Genomic DNA, 15,104 nt, shown 5'->3' with positions numbered 1-15,104 from the left:
CCCATCTGTGGCAACTAGCCTGAACAATTTGGCAGGACTCTACTATTCACAGGGAAGGTACAGCGATGCTGAACCTTTGTATATCGAAGCTTTGGAGATGTATAAACGCCTGCTGGGGGATGAACACCCATCTGTGGCAACTAGCCTGAACAATTTGGCAGGACTCTACTATTCACAGGGAAGGTACAGCGATGCTGAACCTTTGTATATCGAAGCTTTGGCATTCGCTGAAAAACGGTTGGGGGCAAATCATCCCAATACAAGAACCTACCGTGAAAATCTGGAAGACTTGCGGCGGAATCGTCAACCTTGATTCAGGAGAATGGTGGCTTTTATCTCCCGTTGGTTTCAGTCATTTAGGTAATTTGCATCGGCTGTATTACCCGCCTGAGATTCAAATCTTAGTCTAATAAGCAGGCAAGATAATTAATTACACAATAGACCTCTTGCATAAATCAAAAATAAAGAACCCCACCCCGCATTTGCTAACGCAAACGCTCCCCTCCCCTTGGTAAGGGGAGGGGTTGGGGGTGGGGTATTAAGGACTTTTGCAAGAGGTCTAATGTCATTGCAAATGCAGTAAAGCGTAATAAGGTGAATTCTAGTAATAAATTTACCATAGCAGTTGGTTTCGACTTCGCTCAACCAACTGAGCAGTCGAGAGTTGAGCGTTCGCGTAGCGTCCCGCAGAGAAGTCGAAACTCGTCAACAGAGGTATTTTTTTAATCAGAAATCACCTAAAGCGATCGCAACCCTTACAACTACTTCTCTACGATATCCTCTGCGAAGGGAGCGATCGCAATGACTGTAAATATTTTTGTTTATCTACTCAATGAACCTTAGAACTCCGTTGACGAGGCTTTTATCTCCGTTAACGAGGCTTTTATCTCCGTCAACGAGTATTTTAGCTCCGTTGACGAGTATTTTATCTCCGTTAACGAGGCTTTTATCTCCATTGACGAGTATTTTATCTCCGTCAACGAGGCTTTTATCTCCGTCAACGAGTATTTTAGCTCCGTTAACGAGTATTTTATCTCCGTCAACGAGTATTTTAGCTCCGTTGACGAGTATTTTATCTCCGTTAACGAGTATTTTATCTCCGTTAACGAGTTTGTTTGCATTTATCAAATCCCCGACTTCTTGAAGAAGTCGGGGATGTAAATCTAGTTTCAGTATATATTGTGGGGTTTGTTGGGTTTCACGACATTCAACCTAACCGTATTACCCCTACTCCTCACTCTCCACTACCTATTCCTTATTCAAATGTTTGAGAATCAACGAACAAACATCTGTTGCCTCAATTCGATTGTCCACTAAATGGGTTTGATGGGTGATAAATATAGGCCCTTCATCTGGAGAAGTGGTAATCTGACCGTGAGAGCCACGTACTAGAGAAGCATCCAAAGGAATTACGTCCATTAAGTAGCGAAAACCCAATTGTTTCTTAAGTAGTTTGAGAGCAATTTTTCCTTGAGGAAATTTAATTTGCGGATCGAGGAAAAGTTCTACAGGATCGTAACCAGGTTTGCGGTGGATATCTACAGTTCTAGCAAAATCAGGCGCTTTGGCGTCATCGAGCCAATAATAATAGGTAAACCAAGCCTCAGGCGCGGCGATCGCTACCAATTCTCCCGATCTAGGATGAGCAAGATGGTGGGTTTGCTTACCCTCTTCATCCAATACCTGCGCTACGCCTTCAGTCGCTTCTAAAAGCGATCGCACTTTCGAGATATACGCCGGATCGTTCACATACACATGAGCAACTTGATGATCGGCAACAGCAAAGGCAATGCTAGCACCAAAATCGAGCAGTTCTCGCCCCAATTCTTCCCGCACAGCAATTAAACCGTTTTCCCGTAGTACACGGTTCAAATCCACTGCTTTGGAAACTGGGGTAATACCATACTCAGAAAGAATAATTACTTGAGTATTACGTGCTTGAAAATATTCAATTAAATCGCCACAAACAGCATCAATTTCTCGCAAATCTGCTTGAATCTGTGTTTGATTGTTACCAAATTTTTGCAGACAGTAATCTAAATGTGGTAGATAAACTAGTGATAATGTCGGGCTGTAACGTTCCTCAATCCATTTTGCTGAATTAGCAATCCATTGACTAGAACTAATGGTAGTTTTTGGCCCCCAGAAATCGAATAGCGGGAAATTTCCTAAATCAGATTGAATTTGCGATCGCACATCACTAGGATGAGTATAAATATCAGGTAATTTTCTGCCATCTGCGGGATACATCGGGCGCGGTGTAATGGCATAATCGACTGAAGAATACATGTTGTACCACCAAAAAAGGTTGGCACAAGTGAAGTTTGGATCAATTGATTTAGCTATTTCCCAAACTTTAGGAGCCTGTACTAGTTTATTAGACTGCCGCCAAAACTTCACTTCACATTCATCGCGGAAGTACCAACCGTTAGCGACAATTCCATGTTCATCAGGCAATTTTCCTGTTAAATAAGTAGCTTGAACAGAACAAGTTACAGCAGGTAAAACTGTTGCGATCGGGATGACTTGCCCTTTTGCAGCCCAAGAAGATAAAAACGGTGTGTTTTCTCCTAGTAAGTTAGGCGTTAATCCCACGACATTTAGAATAACTGTTTTTTTCATAAATTTAGTTTCTTCTTAATTTCCGGCAAATTCTTTTAATACCCACTCATATTCACGCTGAATAGAAGTCAGCAAATCTATCTTCATTTTTGATGGCAATACATCCCAAGTATAAGTCTCAATTTCTAAATGGGAGCAAGCATCGTTTGTCTGAAGTAGATGCAAAACAGTAGCAATATCATCTTGGGTAGATTGCAAAATTTGATAATCATGAATAAAAATTGGGACGTGAAAGTGAGTCCGCCATTCTTCAGCTAAAGATTGCTCTAAATTTGGTAATGCAGTTATTAAATCAGGATAATGATGGAGTGTACCATCGCTGCGACGTTCGATTACCTGATGAAGATAGGTAGATTCTGCAAAAGGACGTAAGCGTTCAACTATCAAACTCCGCTTCTCAACATCAGCAGGTATTTTTACTTTAATTGCAGCGCTGATTTGAATTTTGCCAATTTTAATACCTACCGATTGCAAACGTGTAAATACAGATTGTGGCTGCTCATATTCAACTGAGAAATGGCAGGTATCATAGCAAATACGAACGTGTTCTAGCAATTTAGTCTCTGCTAAAGTTTGTTCAATATCTAGATTTTCTGATAAATAATTACCGCTAATGGGTAATAACCAATTTTGATAAAAGTCAATTACTTCTGAAGTATTTTCAACTAAACCATCAGGCTCAGGTTCTAAATCAATATGGAGGAGCTTTCCTGTTTTTTCGTAAATGCGAATCATTTCTAAAACAACTGATGCTATGTTCAAACAACTCTGTTTCAGAACTGTCTCGAAAGTTGCTTGATCTTTTACCCACCAAGGTTTATAGGATAATGGCAGTGTAGAAATTCCGCCATCAAGTCCTTCTGGTAATAAAGCAGCTAAAATGTGTGCCAAGTTTAATGTATAATTTACACGTTCTTGTATAGACCAATCTGGTGCATAAACTTGGTCTTTTACTACCTGTCGATGGAATCCGCCATAAGGAAATCCGTTTAAGGTAAAAACATATAAATCTTCTTGAGTTAGCCAAGCTTGAAATTGAGCTAGATTATTACTTTCTAAAAGTTCTTTGGCGGCAACATCTGATAATCTCAAGCCTATACCAAAAGGTTCTGTAGGCGATAAACGTGATTTGAGTTTGGGAATATAGTTTTCTAAATTAGTGAAAACCTCTAGCCAACTTTCACCAGGATGAATATTGCTGCAATAGGTTATGTGAAAATTATTGTTTTTTTTAATTTTCATTTTCTCGCTCTATCCTTTGTATATGTAATCTGTTATCCTTGGCTTAAACTATTTCGCAAACCACTTGCGACATATTCATAGTTAAAGGCGCACATCCATGCGCCTCTATAGCTGATTAATGCTATTACTATGTGTATACACTCAAATTTAAGTAACAGCAAATACTTTTGCTAACTTCATCGAAAATGGTAGCAAAATTAGAACAACTAAACCGTAATACAAACCAGCAAAACCAGATGCAACAGTCGCATCTAAAACTATTAGAGATAACACGCCTATTTTTACAGCACTTCGGATATTTTCGGCGACTGGTTCACGCGCAGCTTTGATAAAATTAGGCAAGACTCTGATAGCTAATAAAACAGCAAATGGTAATGCTGCGATCGCTGTATACTCTCCTAATAATCCTAAAGCTAAAACTGCTGTCAAAACTATTGCAATCAGCAGTAATGCAAGTACTCCTGTAATCTTCTTACCTCCGTGAACTTCACCTTGACTAATTGCAGTGATGGCAGCAATATAAAAAACAGGAATTAGTGCTAAATACCAACGTTCCCATACTATTGCAGGTACAGCACTTACGCCTAATAATAAGTTACTACCACGACACAAACCCATATTTAATGGGCCAAAAAAAGGATGATGTTTGGCGAGTGAGTTATATAAAAGGCATGAAAGAGTGATAAAGATAGCGATCGCAGCACTCAACAACGATACTTGAAAAGCAGCTATAATCCCAATTGCAAATAGTATACTACCCAATAAAGTAGCATTTTGACGAGATATGCGACCACTAGGAATTGCTCTATTTGGTCGCTCTTTTGCGTCTAATTCAGCATCAAAAACATCGTTAAAAACTATCCCGCCGCCGTATAAACCAGTTGTAGCTAACAACAGCCAAGCTAATGGAATTAGTGTACTAAAACTTGCTTCTTCATTGATTAATTGAGCAAAAATAATCCCAGAGCCAGAAGCAGCAAAACCAACAAGAATATCTGCCCAAGCAGTAACAATATTAGCAGGACGCATCAATTCTAAATAACCCCGCCAGCTTTGAAATTTTAAGCTTGCAACATTCACTTATCTGCCTCCGTGCCTAATAATTTATCAAAATAAACTGCATATTACAGATGAATCAGATATTTATGCTCCTCACTCCCCAGTACAGACGCGATTAATTGCGTCTCTCCACATTTTCTACTCAATCAATACATAATCTGAAACTGATTTGATTCCTGGTTCTTGTCCCCGCAACACAGAATTACCATTGAACAACTGACGTTGATCAACAGATTGGGGATTGAGCCAGTCTGATGCTTGCATCTGACCAGTTTGACTGTAAGCAGCTAGAGCATTTTCATAACAAACTGCTCGTACATGTTCTTCAGGAATGCCTCTATCTAACATCAACTGAGCCGTTTTTGGGACTGCTAAAGGATCGCTAATACCCCAATCAGCGCTACTATCTACAATGATGCGATCGCTTCCATACCTACGGACAACTTCTACCATCCTGGCATTACCCATCTTTGTCTGTGGATAAATCGTGAAAGCTGCCCAAAAACCGCGTCCTAATACGTCCTCAACGGTTTCCTCGTTATTGTGGTCAATAATTACTTGTGAAGGATCTAAGCCATATTCAATACAGCGATCCATACTCCGATTAGCACCCGCCTTTTTATTGCGATGAGGCGTATGAATTAGCACTAACATATCGAGTTCTTTGGCTAATTCTAACTGTTGACAAAAGTACTTATCCTCTGCCTCTGTCATATCATCGTAGCCAATTTCGCCTATAGCAACAACTCCCTCTTTACAAGCATAAAGTGGTATCAGTTCTATAACTTCTGCTGCTAGTGCCTCATTGTTAGCTTCTTTGGGATTGAGGCCAATTGTGCAGTAATGTTGGATGCCAAATTGATTAGCACGAAACCGTTCCCAGCCCACCAAACTACTGAAATAGTCTTTAAATGTGCCAGCGTTCGTTCGCGGTTGTCCTAACCAAAAGGCTGGTTCAATAACGGCAACAATGCCATATTCCCGCATTACTAAGTAATCGTAAGTAGTGCGCGAACACATGTGAATGTGAGGATCGATAAACATCATGGTTTTAATAATTGGGGACTTGTACTGAGCGTATCGCTAAAGCGAAAGCTCCGCTAACGCGTAGCGTCTTGTAGAGAAGCCGAAGTATTGGGCATTGGGATTAGGAAAGAGGCGACAGGTGACAGGTGATAGGGGATAATCTGTACCCTGCACACCTATTTTGTTCTTTACCCCCTTCTATTTGTAAACAAAGAGGCGATCGCGGCTAAAACTGCTCCAAGTCAGATTACCTTTTTCAATGGATGACCGTAAATTTGGGTAACGAGAAAGTAACGCTTGTGCTTGGGGCAAAGGAGACTCAGCACAAGCTAACGCTGCTGCTTCTTGCTCGTGTATATCCCCATTAGCCAGTACTTTTTCTAAATCTGTGATGATTGCACTATCTGCAAACCGCCCTACAGGTCGCCAAAGTTCTGGCGTAACTGAGCGTTTAGCTGCCCAACGTTCATGAGCATAGTCTGACAACATTCTTGCCAATTCTGGGTTAGCACGCCGATCTAATCCCCAAATTAGATGTAACGGACTGTTGACAAACACAGCCTTCAGCACCATCTGATTCCAAGCAGCATTATCTAAATAATCTGCTGGATAAGGGTTACGTAGTGCGATGGCTTGGAATACATTACTCATATTGCTGCGAATTCCCTCAGCAGCACGATGGCGATGTAACTCTGAATGTGGTAGTAATGGCAAACTTTGATAAAGGACAACTAACTCCCCCATATCGGCAGTGGAGAAGAATTTATCAAGCGATCGCACATAGCCCTCAGCATCATCATGGGGCAAAGCTAGAAGCAAGAGTGTGCGACCTGCTTGATCTACACTCCAATGACCAGGATACCAACCGGGAATTGCATCCTCTGCTGCTTCCAAGTCTTGGAATGTTAGCTGCAAATCCTCTTTACCTAGATAACGCGGCACAGCACTAAAAGCTGTAAAAAACACTCTCTCTGCAGCGCCGCTAGCAATCTGTGCTTGTTTCTGTTCCAGCCAAGCAAAAGCTTTCTCTGAAACAGACTTTAACAGCCAGTGATGCAGTAACTTGTTTACTTTACTCATGATGAATTTCAGGAGAAGTTGCCCAACTTTTTTGTGACAACTAAGTATAAAATCTAGCACTAAACTTGACACTTTGTGATTCAAACAGCTAGATAATATACTACTGAAATGATAACTTCACTGAATCTATAAAAATCTCCTGACTTTCAAGAAGATAGTGTAAAGATATCATTTCGATTAGATAAAGGATCAAATTTCCTTACGGAATAAAATAGGAATTTCATGTAATAATATTCATACGCAATCTTAAATATAAAGTATAGACATCATTGAAGAAGAATTCAGAAGTCAGAATGGCGTTGCTGATTCTATGTATGAAAATGATTTTGCATAATACCGAAATTCTTGTAGAGACGTAGCAGTGCTACGCCTTTACATCAGTGAAATAATTCTTTACTCACACAAGCGATCGCAAAGATGTATCTTATAGCTTATGTGATTAGGAAACGCTATAGTTAATTTGCCAAATATGGATAGTGCTATCTTCATTGCTACTAACGAGAGTTTTACCATCCAGGCTCAGAGCAAGTCCTAAAACAGAACTGGAACCATCTTGAAAGGTGTACAAGAGTTTCAAAGTCTCTAAATTCCACAATTTAATACTGCCATCAAAATTACCGCAGATTAGAATTTTTCCATCGGAGCTGATGGTAAGAGATTCAACTGAACTAAAATTGTCAGGAAACTCATACAGCAATTTTCCAGTTTGAAGATTCCATAACTTTAGGGTGCTAATTGCACGATTTCGAGAAACTAATTGACCAAAACTGCCAGTGACGAGCTTTTTGCTATCTGGAGTAACGGCAATAGCATCAATTCCAGTTTTGTGTCCTTTAAGAATATGGTGTATTTTTTTAGTTTGCAGATTGATCAGCTTAATTGTATTGTCATCACCACCCCCAGCACTTACAAGGGTTTGCATATCAGGGCTAAATGCAACTTTACTCACAAAGCCTGAGTGTGCAGCAATGGTATCAAGTAGCTTAAGCGTGTGTAAATCCCAAAGTTTGATTGTGCGATCATCACTGCCACTAGCAATCAATCTACCATCTGAACTAATAGCAACGGTTTCTACTGGCTGGGTATGTCCACTTTCGCCGTTAAGCATTAATTGAGCGGGTAAATCCCAAACCTTCATTGTTGGGGTAGTTATCCCACCACTTACAATCCGCTTGCCATTTGGACTAATAGCAATTGAAGTAACACCATCTGAGTGAGCATCGAAACTACGCAGTAATTTTCCAGTATGTAGATTCCAGACTTTAATAGTATCATCTCTTCCTCCACTAATCAGGGTTTGCCCATCGGGGCTAATAGCAATTGCTGGAACACCAAAAGTTACTTTTTTATGCTCAGTCAGTGTATGAACAAGTTGAATATCTATTTTGGAGCGAGTAATTATACTCTTGACAATGGGTGGTTTTGAACTATAAGAATGTACATCAATAACGATCGCAGTAAACATCACTGCGTAGTTTACCGCCGCAGGCATCGCTAGGGCTATAATAGCTGGTTTGGATTTGAGAAAATTCAATAATTTCATGGCCCAGAGGAACGCAATTATATAACAGGGTTCCCATTTGATAGGGTATGATCGCACCCTCACCACATTTGATAGACCACAATCTAAAATTGAGTTGAATAATTTATTTTCTGGCAGTCTCTAAACTCTCCCAGTTGAATAGATAACTGTTTAGCAAAGTTCGTTAAGCACGTCAAATTTAGGTCGGTTATTACATACATCAATCTGATTGTGATTAGTCATAATGTAGTGTAGTAGTTCAATCTATAGCAGTTCTCGTTTGCATGAAGTACATTTTTAAACCTCACCCCCAAATCTTTTTACCAAGAAGAGGAGAGTTTTTGCTGTCTTCAACTACTGGGTGAGGTTATGACTGTGTTGCACCAAGTGAGAATAGCTATATTGCACAGTTACAAAAGCTAAATACAGAGGTAAACTATGTTTCCTTTTTGGGGTAATGCCTGTTATGGAAGCGAACCCATTTCGCGCAGAGCTGGCTTAGAGCGGAAATTAAAATTCTTGATTTGGATGCGAGATGATTTAGAGTCCAAACTGGCTGGGATTAATGCTTCTATTGAAACCATTCGGCAGCAAATAGAACGCTCAGACTCAGCTGTTTAAAACTTAGTTGTTGCAGAGTTTGTACTTAAACCGATTGTAACTTCCTTGTGACTGGGCGCTGTAGATGGGCTACATCAGTATTGTAAGTCTTTGTGCAGCGTTCTGTCACTAACTGGCGCATAAAAGAAAAGAGGCAGTCTTAAAAAACGAAGCCTAGTTTTTTCTAAGTCTTCCCAAACCTTTATTTTCCTAACGCCTCAGTATTGCTCATACAGTATATTCGTGACACTGAGAAATTTTAGTGATCGCTGCTGCACTCAACTAATTATTTTCTTAGAGGATAAGGTGATGTCTGCGGTGGTCACTGAGCGCAGCCGAAGTGCAGGCTTTACCTACGCGGTTTGGGATGCGTCGCCTTGTCGTTGGCGAAGCCTCTTGCAGAAAAGGTATGGCCTTTCTAGTAGTCTATGGCATTAATCCAAAGTAAACCAATATGGTAATTGTTTAAACTTAGGACTTACGCACAGGTAACGGAAAACGTAGATGCAAAGCGGCTTCTTGCAGGGTACCACACAGAAGCCAGTGCGCCCTTGCAGTTAAGAGACTTGTACCCCTACGGGGAAGCAAGCTACGCTCTTAGCGTTCCCGTTCGCCCAGCGTCTCCGTCAGCAGAAGGGTAGCAACTGGCGCGACGCAGAGGTCACGGAGAAATGAGAGTTTGAGAGGGTTTTTGCGTAAGTCCTAAGAGCAAAAAGCCGAGACAAAAACAGGCGTTGCTGAATTGAAGTATGAATTTGGATGTAGAGACGTAGCACTGCTACGTCTCTATAAGGATTTTGGTATTATGCAAAATCATTTTCATACATGGAATCAGCAACGCCCAAAAACAGATACACTCAGATACTAGCGATCGCTACTTGGATTTGTATGTCTGTCATGCTGATTTCTCCTGTTCTAGTTTCCTTTATTCGGCGATCGCCCTTTTTACTAGCACCTTAATCAATTGGAGAACCGTAAATAAATTTAGGGGCTTATACCTTTCCCGACACCACCAAAATCAGTGATAGTATTGGTGCTGCTGTAGTAGTAGTTGCTGATATATTTGGGTTTCAAGCATTTTTAGGATTTTGTCTATTTCCTTTGCCCTGTATGGATTTTAGGCTTGTTTTTGCCTCAAAAATGTTTCAGTCTCGGTAGGAGGGTTTATGAGAACTGCTGACCACTTACTTTTTGCATTGAAACTTTTCACTGCCTTGGGCTGCGGACTGGTGGCTGGAGTCTTCTTTGCCTTCTCAACTTTTGTAATGAATGCTCTTGCTCGACTTCAGCCGAGAGAAGGCATTGCCACCATGCAGTCGATTAATATCACAGCGATCAATCCGTTGTTTATGATGGCACTGTTTGGAACAGCTTTAGCTTGCCTCTTTTTGGCAATCACCTCGCTGTCAAAGTGGCATCAACCTGATACGGTCTACTTGCTGCTAGGTAGCTTGCTTTATATCGTTGGGACAATTGTGGTAACAATTGCCTTCAATGTGCCGCTCAATGATGCCTTGGCCATCGCCAAACCAGATAGCACTGAGGGTGCAAACCTGTGGGCTATATATCTGACCAACTGGACGCTCTGGAACCACGTTCGGACAATAGCAGCGTTTGGGGCAGCAGCATTGCTAACTATCGCGCTCTCGGATCGAACATGACCCGCCAGCAACCAGAAACAACTAGTAAGATGAGGTGGTGTAAATTACCAGCGCCATTGCCAGTACAACCGCAGCAATCACTAACATTGGCGCTCACCCCAGACGGCTACTCACCAGACTGCTGGTGAATGCTGCCAGAATGTAGCTGCTAATTTGACTGTACAAACAACAGGGTAAAGGTGGCTGGAGTCAAGTTATATCTAGACACTATAGAGGGCAGAAGAACGCCTAATCCGCCTTCAGCAATGCCAATGGTCAATAAAGGCATAGAAAGCGATCGCCACCCCAATATACAGAGGCGGTAAGATGCGATCGCAGCGCGACATTCCCAAGAATTATTCACTTCAAAATAATTCAAAATATTCTCTTTGCTCCCAGTTAGTCACCTGCAATAAATAATCTTCTGGTGACTGATCGGCGACGGACTGCAAAAAGCGATTAATTTCACTCTGTTTCATCTTTATGATGAAGTTGATGAACTCTTGTCCCATTTTTTGAGAAAAAAGTTCACTTTGGCTCAAATATGAAATCGCTTCTGGCAAATTTTTGGGTAAGGCCGGACTTTCTGTAGCGTAAGGTGACTCTGTTGGGGAGCCTGGGTCAACTTTATAATCTACACCATCTAACCCAGAAATCAATTGCGATGCCATATACAGGTAGGGATTGGCTGCTGGTTCCCCAATTCGGTTTTCAATGTGGGTAGTGGGATCATCATAACCACCTTGTAATCTAATCATTGCCCCTCGGTTTTCCAATCCCCATCCAGCCCGGTCAGGAGCTAGGGAATAAGGTCTAAATCTTTTGTAGCCGTTAATTGTCGGGGTTGTGAACACAGAAGCAGCATTAGCGTGTTTGAGAAGGCCACCAACAAAATGTTTACCTAAATCTGACATTAGGGTTTTGGAGTTTGCAGACATAAAAGCGTTCTCGCCTGTGGTTCGGTCTACAAGGGATTGATGTAAATGCCAACCATTGGAAGAAGAACCTTGCAATCCTGGACGACACATAAATGATGCGATGTAACCTTGTTGACGGCAGATTTGCTTGGTTGCCATTCGGAATATCATCATTGTATCCGCAGCTTGCAATGCCGGAATCGGGTCAAAGGTAAATTCAAATTGACCGACACCCCCTTCGTTTTCTACACTCCTTAAAGGCAACTCCATTTCAACTAAGTTTTCTGCCAGAACGCGCATTAAGTCGTGAATCTCTGGATTGTGGGATTCTAAAAGGTATTGGAAGCTATGCTCTACAGCGTTAACTTTGGCAGGTTCACCAGGTTTTCCAGAAGTCCCAACATTAGCGATCGCTAACATCGGATCTTCTAACTTTGCTAAATACCACTCAACTTCTAAGCCGACAATATGCTCCAACCCTCTTTGATGTAACTCTACCAATGATTGCCGCAAAATACCGCGACTGGAAAAGGGCATTACCTGACCATTTTGAAAGTACTCGTCACAGAGGATAAAGCCAGTGCGTTTTGCCCAAGGCACAATTTTGAATGTATCAGGGTCAGGAACAGCCACAAGATTTGGCGCACCTGTCATCTGAGACATATCTAAGCTTCCGCCTGGAACGAAGGGGTTAAATACTATTGCACCACCAGTATCAAACAGGAATGTCCCTGTACTGATTTGCATACCATTTTCTAAAGCGCTTAAAAATGCCTGGGGTAAGAGCGACTTGCTGCGAACAATCCCATGCTGGTCTGCCCAAGCGGTACGAATCAACAACAGATCCCGTTCTTTGACAACAGCCTTGATCTTTTCTGATGCTTCTTTTTGGATTTCTGTCCACAGGTGATGACGCTCAATAAATCCAGGTTTTTTCATTTAGATTGCCTAATCATGTTCAACTGCTTGGGCGATTAGTCTCTGAAATTAGCAGTTCATCAGGCCCTTCCATTCTCAATACAGTTTAGTTAAGCATTTTTTCTCTCTGTGTCGCGCCAGTTGCTACAAGTCGGGGAACCCGCAAGGGCGCACTGGCTTCTCTGCGCCTCTGTGGTTTGTTAAAAAAATGGGCGTATAAATGCGGGATGTAATCAGTTCATTTCTGTGCCCCTACCTTTAAACATGGGGTTTCTGACTCTATTTAACTGGAATAAGTTCAAACTCGAAAGTACCGATCAAACGGTCATTAATATAGACCTCTATTTTATGTTTACCAAGGGGATCGCCAGGAGCGATCGTCCAAAAATTCTCAATTACACCGTCTGGAGCCGACTGTGTGCGCCGTGTCACAGATGTAGTGCCATCTGCTGATATTGAGAAGTCTTCACCGTTATCTGTACCCCAAGTTACTGGAGGTTTTGGTAAATGCAAGACTTCGCGCCATTTTACTTCACCTTGGTAGTCTTTGAGTTTAATCCGCCATCCGTAGGCGTTTCCTTCCTGAAGTGGCACTTTTGTTGTCTGCAAAATGGTAACGTTACCTTTGGCGTCAACTCTCTTCAGCCCGAATTCAGTCTTACTAACAGTAATCTGTTTTGTATTTGTTGGCGCAGGAGATAATATGACATTTTCTACCAAAACAGAAGTAGCGTTGATTGGCTCAGAACCTATGGCCCCAGATATTAGCCAAGAAGAAACTAGCACAGCAGTAGTAGCCCAAATTCTCATTAGTATGGTTTTCCTGTCAGACTTTTGGTACTTATTCAAGTAATCTGACATGTTTTCCGGGCCAAGGCTATCTATGGTTGGACAAAGACGAAATTGCTTGGAGCGATCGCTCTCAATTTTGGTTGGTGAGATGTGCGATCGCATTAATTGAATTGTTGGCGTTGCGTCTAGTTACGTTGGTGATACCACGCTTTGACGGACAGTACGCTTGCGCTCGCTTTTGCGAGTACCCCCAGCCATTTGATACTCGTGGCTGTTACTACCATATTTATAAGCTATACCACGCAAAATTTTTTCAGAATAGTCTGCCAAATCTTGTTCATTTTCGACAAGCTGGGTTAGTAAGACATCAATAGTGGAAAGAGTGGTATTGTATGCTTCTAGAGATTGCCGCATCCTTTCAATTCTTTCAGTATAATCTTTGACTGTTAACCCTTCTCCAACATCGAGAGTTTGACTAATAGATTTAACGCTTGCTAGACGTAGTTCAGCTTTGCCAAGAGTACGTGAATTGCGTTTTTGCCTTGCCATAATTAATACTGTTTTTTTCAATTACTGATAACTCTATAGTGGACAATTTTTGAAGAAGTTGTCATACGTGGAATTGTTGATTTTTCTAAAAAAGCCTAAAATTTATTTGCTTTATACCAATTCGTAATTATGAATTCTGAATTACGAATTACGAATTGATATAACGTCAAGGCGGAAGTTGCTACAGCTTGCGCGAAACACTCAAACGTGAAAGCGGAAGTTGCTACAGCTTGCGCGAAACACTCAAACGTGAAAGCAGAAGTTGCTACAGCTTGCGCGAAACACTCAAACGTGAAAGCGGAAGCTGCTACAGCTTGCGCGAAACACTTAAACGTGAAAGCGGAAGTTGTTGCAAGGAAAGCGGAAGCTGCTACAGGGAAGGCTCCCTTCGACTTCGCTCAGGGAGCGTTCTTGTAATGATTGAGTGGAGCGATGTACTGCTGGCTGATGAGCGACTTGCCCTGAGCGTTGGTTGCTGAGTGCAGTCGAAGTAAGCCGACTTGTAGTGAGCGAAGTCGGAGTAGCGCAGTCGTTCGCGCAGCGTCCCGTAGGGAAGGGAGTCGAACCATGTCGAAATGTCTAAATGTCTAAGTTAGCCAACCTACTGTAATGAGTTTCATTTTGACATTCGGCTAGCTTATGCAACAAATTTGTATCCCCTGAAATTAGAGCTTGCTTCTTTTTTCGACTCCAGCCTTGCACCTGCTTCTCACGCTCAAAAGCATCTACCACAGACTGATAATACTCACAGAAAACTAGCTTCACAGGCAACCGTTTTGCCGTGTGGTTTGCGCCCTCACCTTGTTGATGTTGCCACAGCCGCCGCTCAAGATCCGTTGTACTACCCGTGTAGTAACTACTATCAGCACATTCAAGAATGTACATATAAGGCATAAGTTGATTTGCGCGATCGCTTTCTAGTTAAAAAAAGTGTTCCCTTCGACTTCGCTCAGGGAACACTCTTTGGCTGAATTTCTATAATTGTTGTAAAACTTGAACAGCAGCCAATCTTAGATCAGCAAGCTCCCTGAACCATAACAACGCTCCCTGAACCATAACAACGCTCCCTGAACCATAACAACGCTCCCTGAACCATAACAACGCTCCCTGAACCATAACAACGCTCCCTGAACCATA

19 protein-coding genes are annotated in these 15,104 nt (G+C 41.8%); 7 read left to right on the top strand and 12 right to left on the bottom strand.

Annotation, left to right across the window (positions count from 1 at the left end; translation table 11 throughout):
- Positions 1 to 313, top strand: a 313-nt coding sequence (locus V7L20_RS07445) for a tetratricopeptide repeat protein (RefSeq protein ID WP_334743458.1), incomplete at its 5' end; no start/stop codon positions are given.
- A 312-nt stretch (positions 314 to 625) separates the two neighbouring features.
- Positions 626 to 805 (top strand): hypothetical protein, encoded by a 180-nt coding sequence (locus V7L20_RS07440; protein WP_334743457.1) that lies wholly within the window; start codon positions 626 to 628, stop codon positions 803 to 805.
- 20 nt (positions 806 to 825) lie between these two features.
- Here the strand turns inward: V7L20_RS07440 and V7L20_RS07435 are convergent, their stop codons facing one another.
- From V7L20_RS07435 to V7L20_RS07405, 7 genes are all read right to left on the bottom strand, one after another.
- Positions 826 to 1,128, bottom strand: coding sequence for a hypothetical protein (locus V7L20_RS07435; protein ID WP_334743456.1), 303 nt, complete (start codon positions 1,126 to 1,128; stop codon positions 826 to 828).
- A gap of 120 nt (positions 1,129 to 1,248) precedes the next feature.
- Positions 1,249 to 2,622, bottom strand: a complete 1,374-nt coding sequence (locus V7L20_RS07430; RefSeq protein WP_334743455.1) for an alkaline phosphatase family protein — start codon at positions 2,620 to 2,622, stop codon at positions 1,249 to 1,251.
- A gap of 15 nt (positions 2,623 to 2,637) precedes the next feature.
- Positions 2,638 to 3,864 (bottom strand): metabolite traffic protein EboE, encoded by a 1,227-nt coding sequence (gene eboE / locus V7L20_RS07425; protein ID WP_334743454.1) that lies wholly within the window; start codon positions 3,862 to 3,864, stop codon positions 2,638 to 2,640.
- Between the two features lie 147 nt (positions 3,865 to 4,011).
- Positions 4,012 to 4,944 carry a UbiA-like protein EboC gene (gene eboC, locus V7L20_RS07420; RefSeq protein ID WP_334743453.1) on the bottom strand — a complete coding sequence of 311 codons (933 nt, stop codon included), beginning with the start codon at positions 4,942 to 4,944 and terminating at the stop codon, positions 4,012 to 4,014.
- 117 nt (positions 4,945 to 5,061) lie between these two features.
- The gene (locus V7L20_RS07415) at positions 5,062 to 5,970 is read right to left on the bottom strand and encodes a TatD family hydrolase (protein ID WP_334743452.1); all 909 of its coding nucleotides are present in this window, start codon (positions 5,968 to 5,970) and stop codon (positions 5,062 to 5,064) included.
- Positions 5,971 to 6,147: 177 nt separating this feature from the next.
- On the bottom strand, positions 6,148 to 7,029 hold the full coding sequence (locus V7L20_RS07410) for an EboA family metabolite traffic protein (RefSeq protein ID WP_334743451.1): 882 nt from the start codon (positions 7,027 to 7,029) through the stop codon (positions 6,148 to 6,150).
- A 439-nt stretch (positions 7,030 to 7,468) separates the two neighbouring features.
- A complete protein-coding gene (locus V7L20_RS07405) occupies positions 7,469 to 8,572 on the bottom strand; it encodes a WD40 repeat domain-containing protein (protein ID WP_334743450.1) in 1,104 nt (367 codons plus the stop codon).
- Between the two features lie 417 nt (positions 8,573 to 8,989).
- Between V7L20_RS07405 and V7L20_RS07400 the strand changes: the two genes are divergently transcribed.
- The 4 genes from V7L20_RS07400 to V7L20_RS07385 all read left to right on the top strand — a co-directional run bounded on the left by V7L20_RS07400 (position 8,990) and on the right by V7L20_RS07385 (position 10,940).
- A complete protein-coding gene (locus V7L20_RS07400; protein ID WP_334743449.1) occupies positions 8,990 to 9,172 on the top strand; it encodes a hypothetical protein in 183 nt (60 codons plus the stop codon).
- Positions 9,173 to 9,976: 804 nt separating this feature from the next.
- Positions 9,977 to 10,111 (top strand): hypothetical protein, encoded by a 135-nt coding sequence (locus tag V7L20_RS07395; RefSeq protein WP_334743448.1) that lies wholly within the window; start codon positions 9,977 to 9,979, stop codon positions 10,109 to 10,111.
- A 206-nt stretch (positions 10,112 to 10,317) separates the two neighbouring features.
- Entirely contained in the window at positions 10,318 to 10,812 is a 495-nt protein-coding gene (locus V7L20_RS07390) for an anthrone oxygenase family protein (protein WP_334743447.1), read from the top strand.
- Entirely contained in the window at positions 10,809 to 10,940 is a 132-nt protein-coding gene (locus V7L20_RS07385) for a hypothetical protein (RefSeq protein ID WP_334743446.1), read from the top strand. The genes V7L20_RS07390 and V7L20_RS07385 overlap by 4 nt, the downstream gene beginning before the upstream one ends.
- A gap of 20 nt (positions 10,941 to 10,960) precedes the next feature.
- Here the strand turns inward: V7L20_RS07385 and V7L20_RS07380 are convergent, their stop codons facing one another.
- The 4 genes from V7L20_RS07380 to V7L20_RS07365 form a co-directional block, all read right to left on the bottom strand.
- Positions 10,961 to 11,170 carry a hypothetical protein gene (locus V7L20_RS07380; protein WP_334743445.1) on the bottom strand — a complete coding sequence of 70 codons (210 nt, stop codon included), beginning with the start codon at positions 11,168 to 11,170 and terminating at the stop codon, positions 10,961 to 10,963.
- The gene (locus V7L20_RS07375; protein ID WP_334743444.1) at positions 11,157 to 12,647 is read right to left on the bottom strand and encodes a glutamine synthetase family protein; all 1,491 of its coding nucleotides are present in this window, start codon (positions 12,645 to 12,647) and stop codon (positions 11,157 to 11,159) included. Before V7L20_RS07375 ends, V7L20_RS07380 begins: the two co-directional genes overlap by 14 nt.
- Positions 12,648 to 12,905: 258 nt before the next feature.
- Positions 12,906 to 13,580, bottom strand: a complete 675-nt coding sequence (locus tag V7L20_RS07370) for a hypothetical protein (protein ID WP_334743443.1) — start codon at positions 13,578 to 13,580, stop codon at positions 12,906 to 12,908.
- 27 nt (positions 13,581 to 13,607) lie between these two features.
- Positions 13,608 to 13,967 (bottom strand): hypothetical protein, encoded by a 360-nt coding sequence (locus tag V7L20_RS07365; protein ID WP_334743442.1) that lies wholly within the window; start codon positions 13,965 to 13,967, stop codon positions 13,608 to 13,610.
- A 207-nt stretch (positions 13,968 to 14,174) separates the two neighbouring features.
- On the opposite strand from V7L20_RS07365, the gene V7L20_RS07360 reads away from it, so the two are divergent.
- Positions 14,175 to 14,384: a hypothetical protein gene (locus tag V7L20_RS07360; protein WP_334743441.1), complete on the top strand. Its 210-nt coding sequence runs from the start codon at positions 14,175 to 14,177 to the stop codon at positions 14,382 to 14,384.
- Positions 14,385 to 14,546: 162 nt separating this feature from the next.
- Here V7L20_RS07360 and V7L20_RS07355 read toward each other — a convergent pair whose 3' ends face one another.
- Positions 14,547 to 14,861, bottom strand: coding sequence for a GIY-YIG nuclease family protein (locus V7L20_RS07355; RefSeq protein ID WP_334743440.1), 315 nt, complete (start codon positions 14,859 to 14,861; stop codon positions 14,547 to 14,549).
- Between the last annotated feature and the right edge of the window lie 243 nt (positions 14,862 to 15,104).

It is taken from the genome of Nostoc sp. (assembly GCF_036916735.1).
Taxonomy (GTDB): Bacteria; Cyanobacteriota; Cyanobacteriia; order Cyanobacteriales; family Nostocaceae; genus Nostoc.
The sequence above is the reverse complement of the archived record's forward strand: the minus strand, read 5'-3'. Positions and strand labels throughout refer to the sequence as shown.

Coding starts and splice junctions, on each gene's coding strand:
- V7L20_RS07400 (WP_334743449.1), top strand. CDS start 8,990: ATGTTTCCTTTTTGGGGTAATGCCTGTTATGGAAGCGAACCCATTTCG.
- V7L20_RS07415 (WP_334743452.1), bottom strand. CDS start 5,970: ATGATGTTTATCGATCCTCACATTCACATGTGTTCGCGCACTACTTAC.
- V7L20_RS07410 (WP_334743451.1), bottom strand. CDS start 7,029: ATGAGTAAAGTAAACAAGTTACTGCATCACTGGCTGTTAAAGTCTGTT.
- V7L20_RS07430 (WP_334743455.1), bottom strand. CDS start 2,622: ATGAAAAAAACAGTTATTCTAAATGTCGTGGGATTAACGCCTAACTTA.
- V7L20_RS07405 (WP_334743450.1), bottom strand. CDS start 8,572: ATGAAATTATTGAATTTTCTCAAATCCAAACCAGCTATTATAGCCCTA.
- V7L20_RS07375 (WP_334743444.1), bottom strand. CDS start 12,647: ATGAAAAAACCTGGATTTATTGAGCGTCATCACCTGTGGACAGAAATC.
- V7L20_RS07390 (WP_334743447.1), top strand. CDS start 10,318: ATGAGAACTGCTGACCACTTACTTTTTGCATTGAAACTTTTCACTGCC.
- V7L20_RS07365 (WP_334743442.1), bottom strand. CDS start 13,967: ATGGCAAGGCAAAAACGCAATTCACGTACTCTTGGCAAAGCTGAACTA.
- eboE (WP_334743454.1), bottom strand. CDS start 3,864: ATGAAAATTAAAAAAAACAATAATTTTCACATAACCTATTGCAGCAAT.
- V7L20_RS07355 (WP_334743440.1), bottom strand. CDS start 14,861: ATGCCTTATATGTACATTCTTGAATGTGCTGATAGTAGTTACTACACG.
- V7L20_RS07370 (WP_334743443.1), bottom strand. CDS start 13,580: ATGCGATCGCACATCTCACCAACCAAAATTGAGAGCGATCGCTCCAAG.
- V7L20_RS07385 (WP_334743446.1), top strand. CDS start 10,809: ATGACCCGCCAGCAACCAGAAACAACTAGTAAGATGAGGTGGTGTAAA.
- V7L20_RS07395 (WP_334743448.1), top strand. CDS start 9,977: ATGGAATCAGCAACGCCCAAAAACAGATACACTCAGATACTAGCGATC.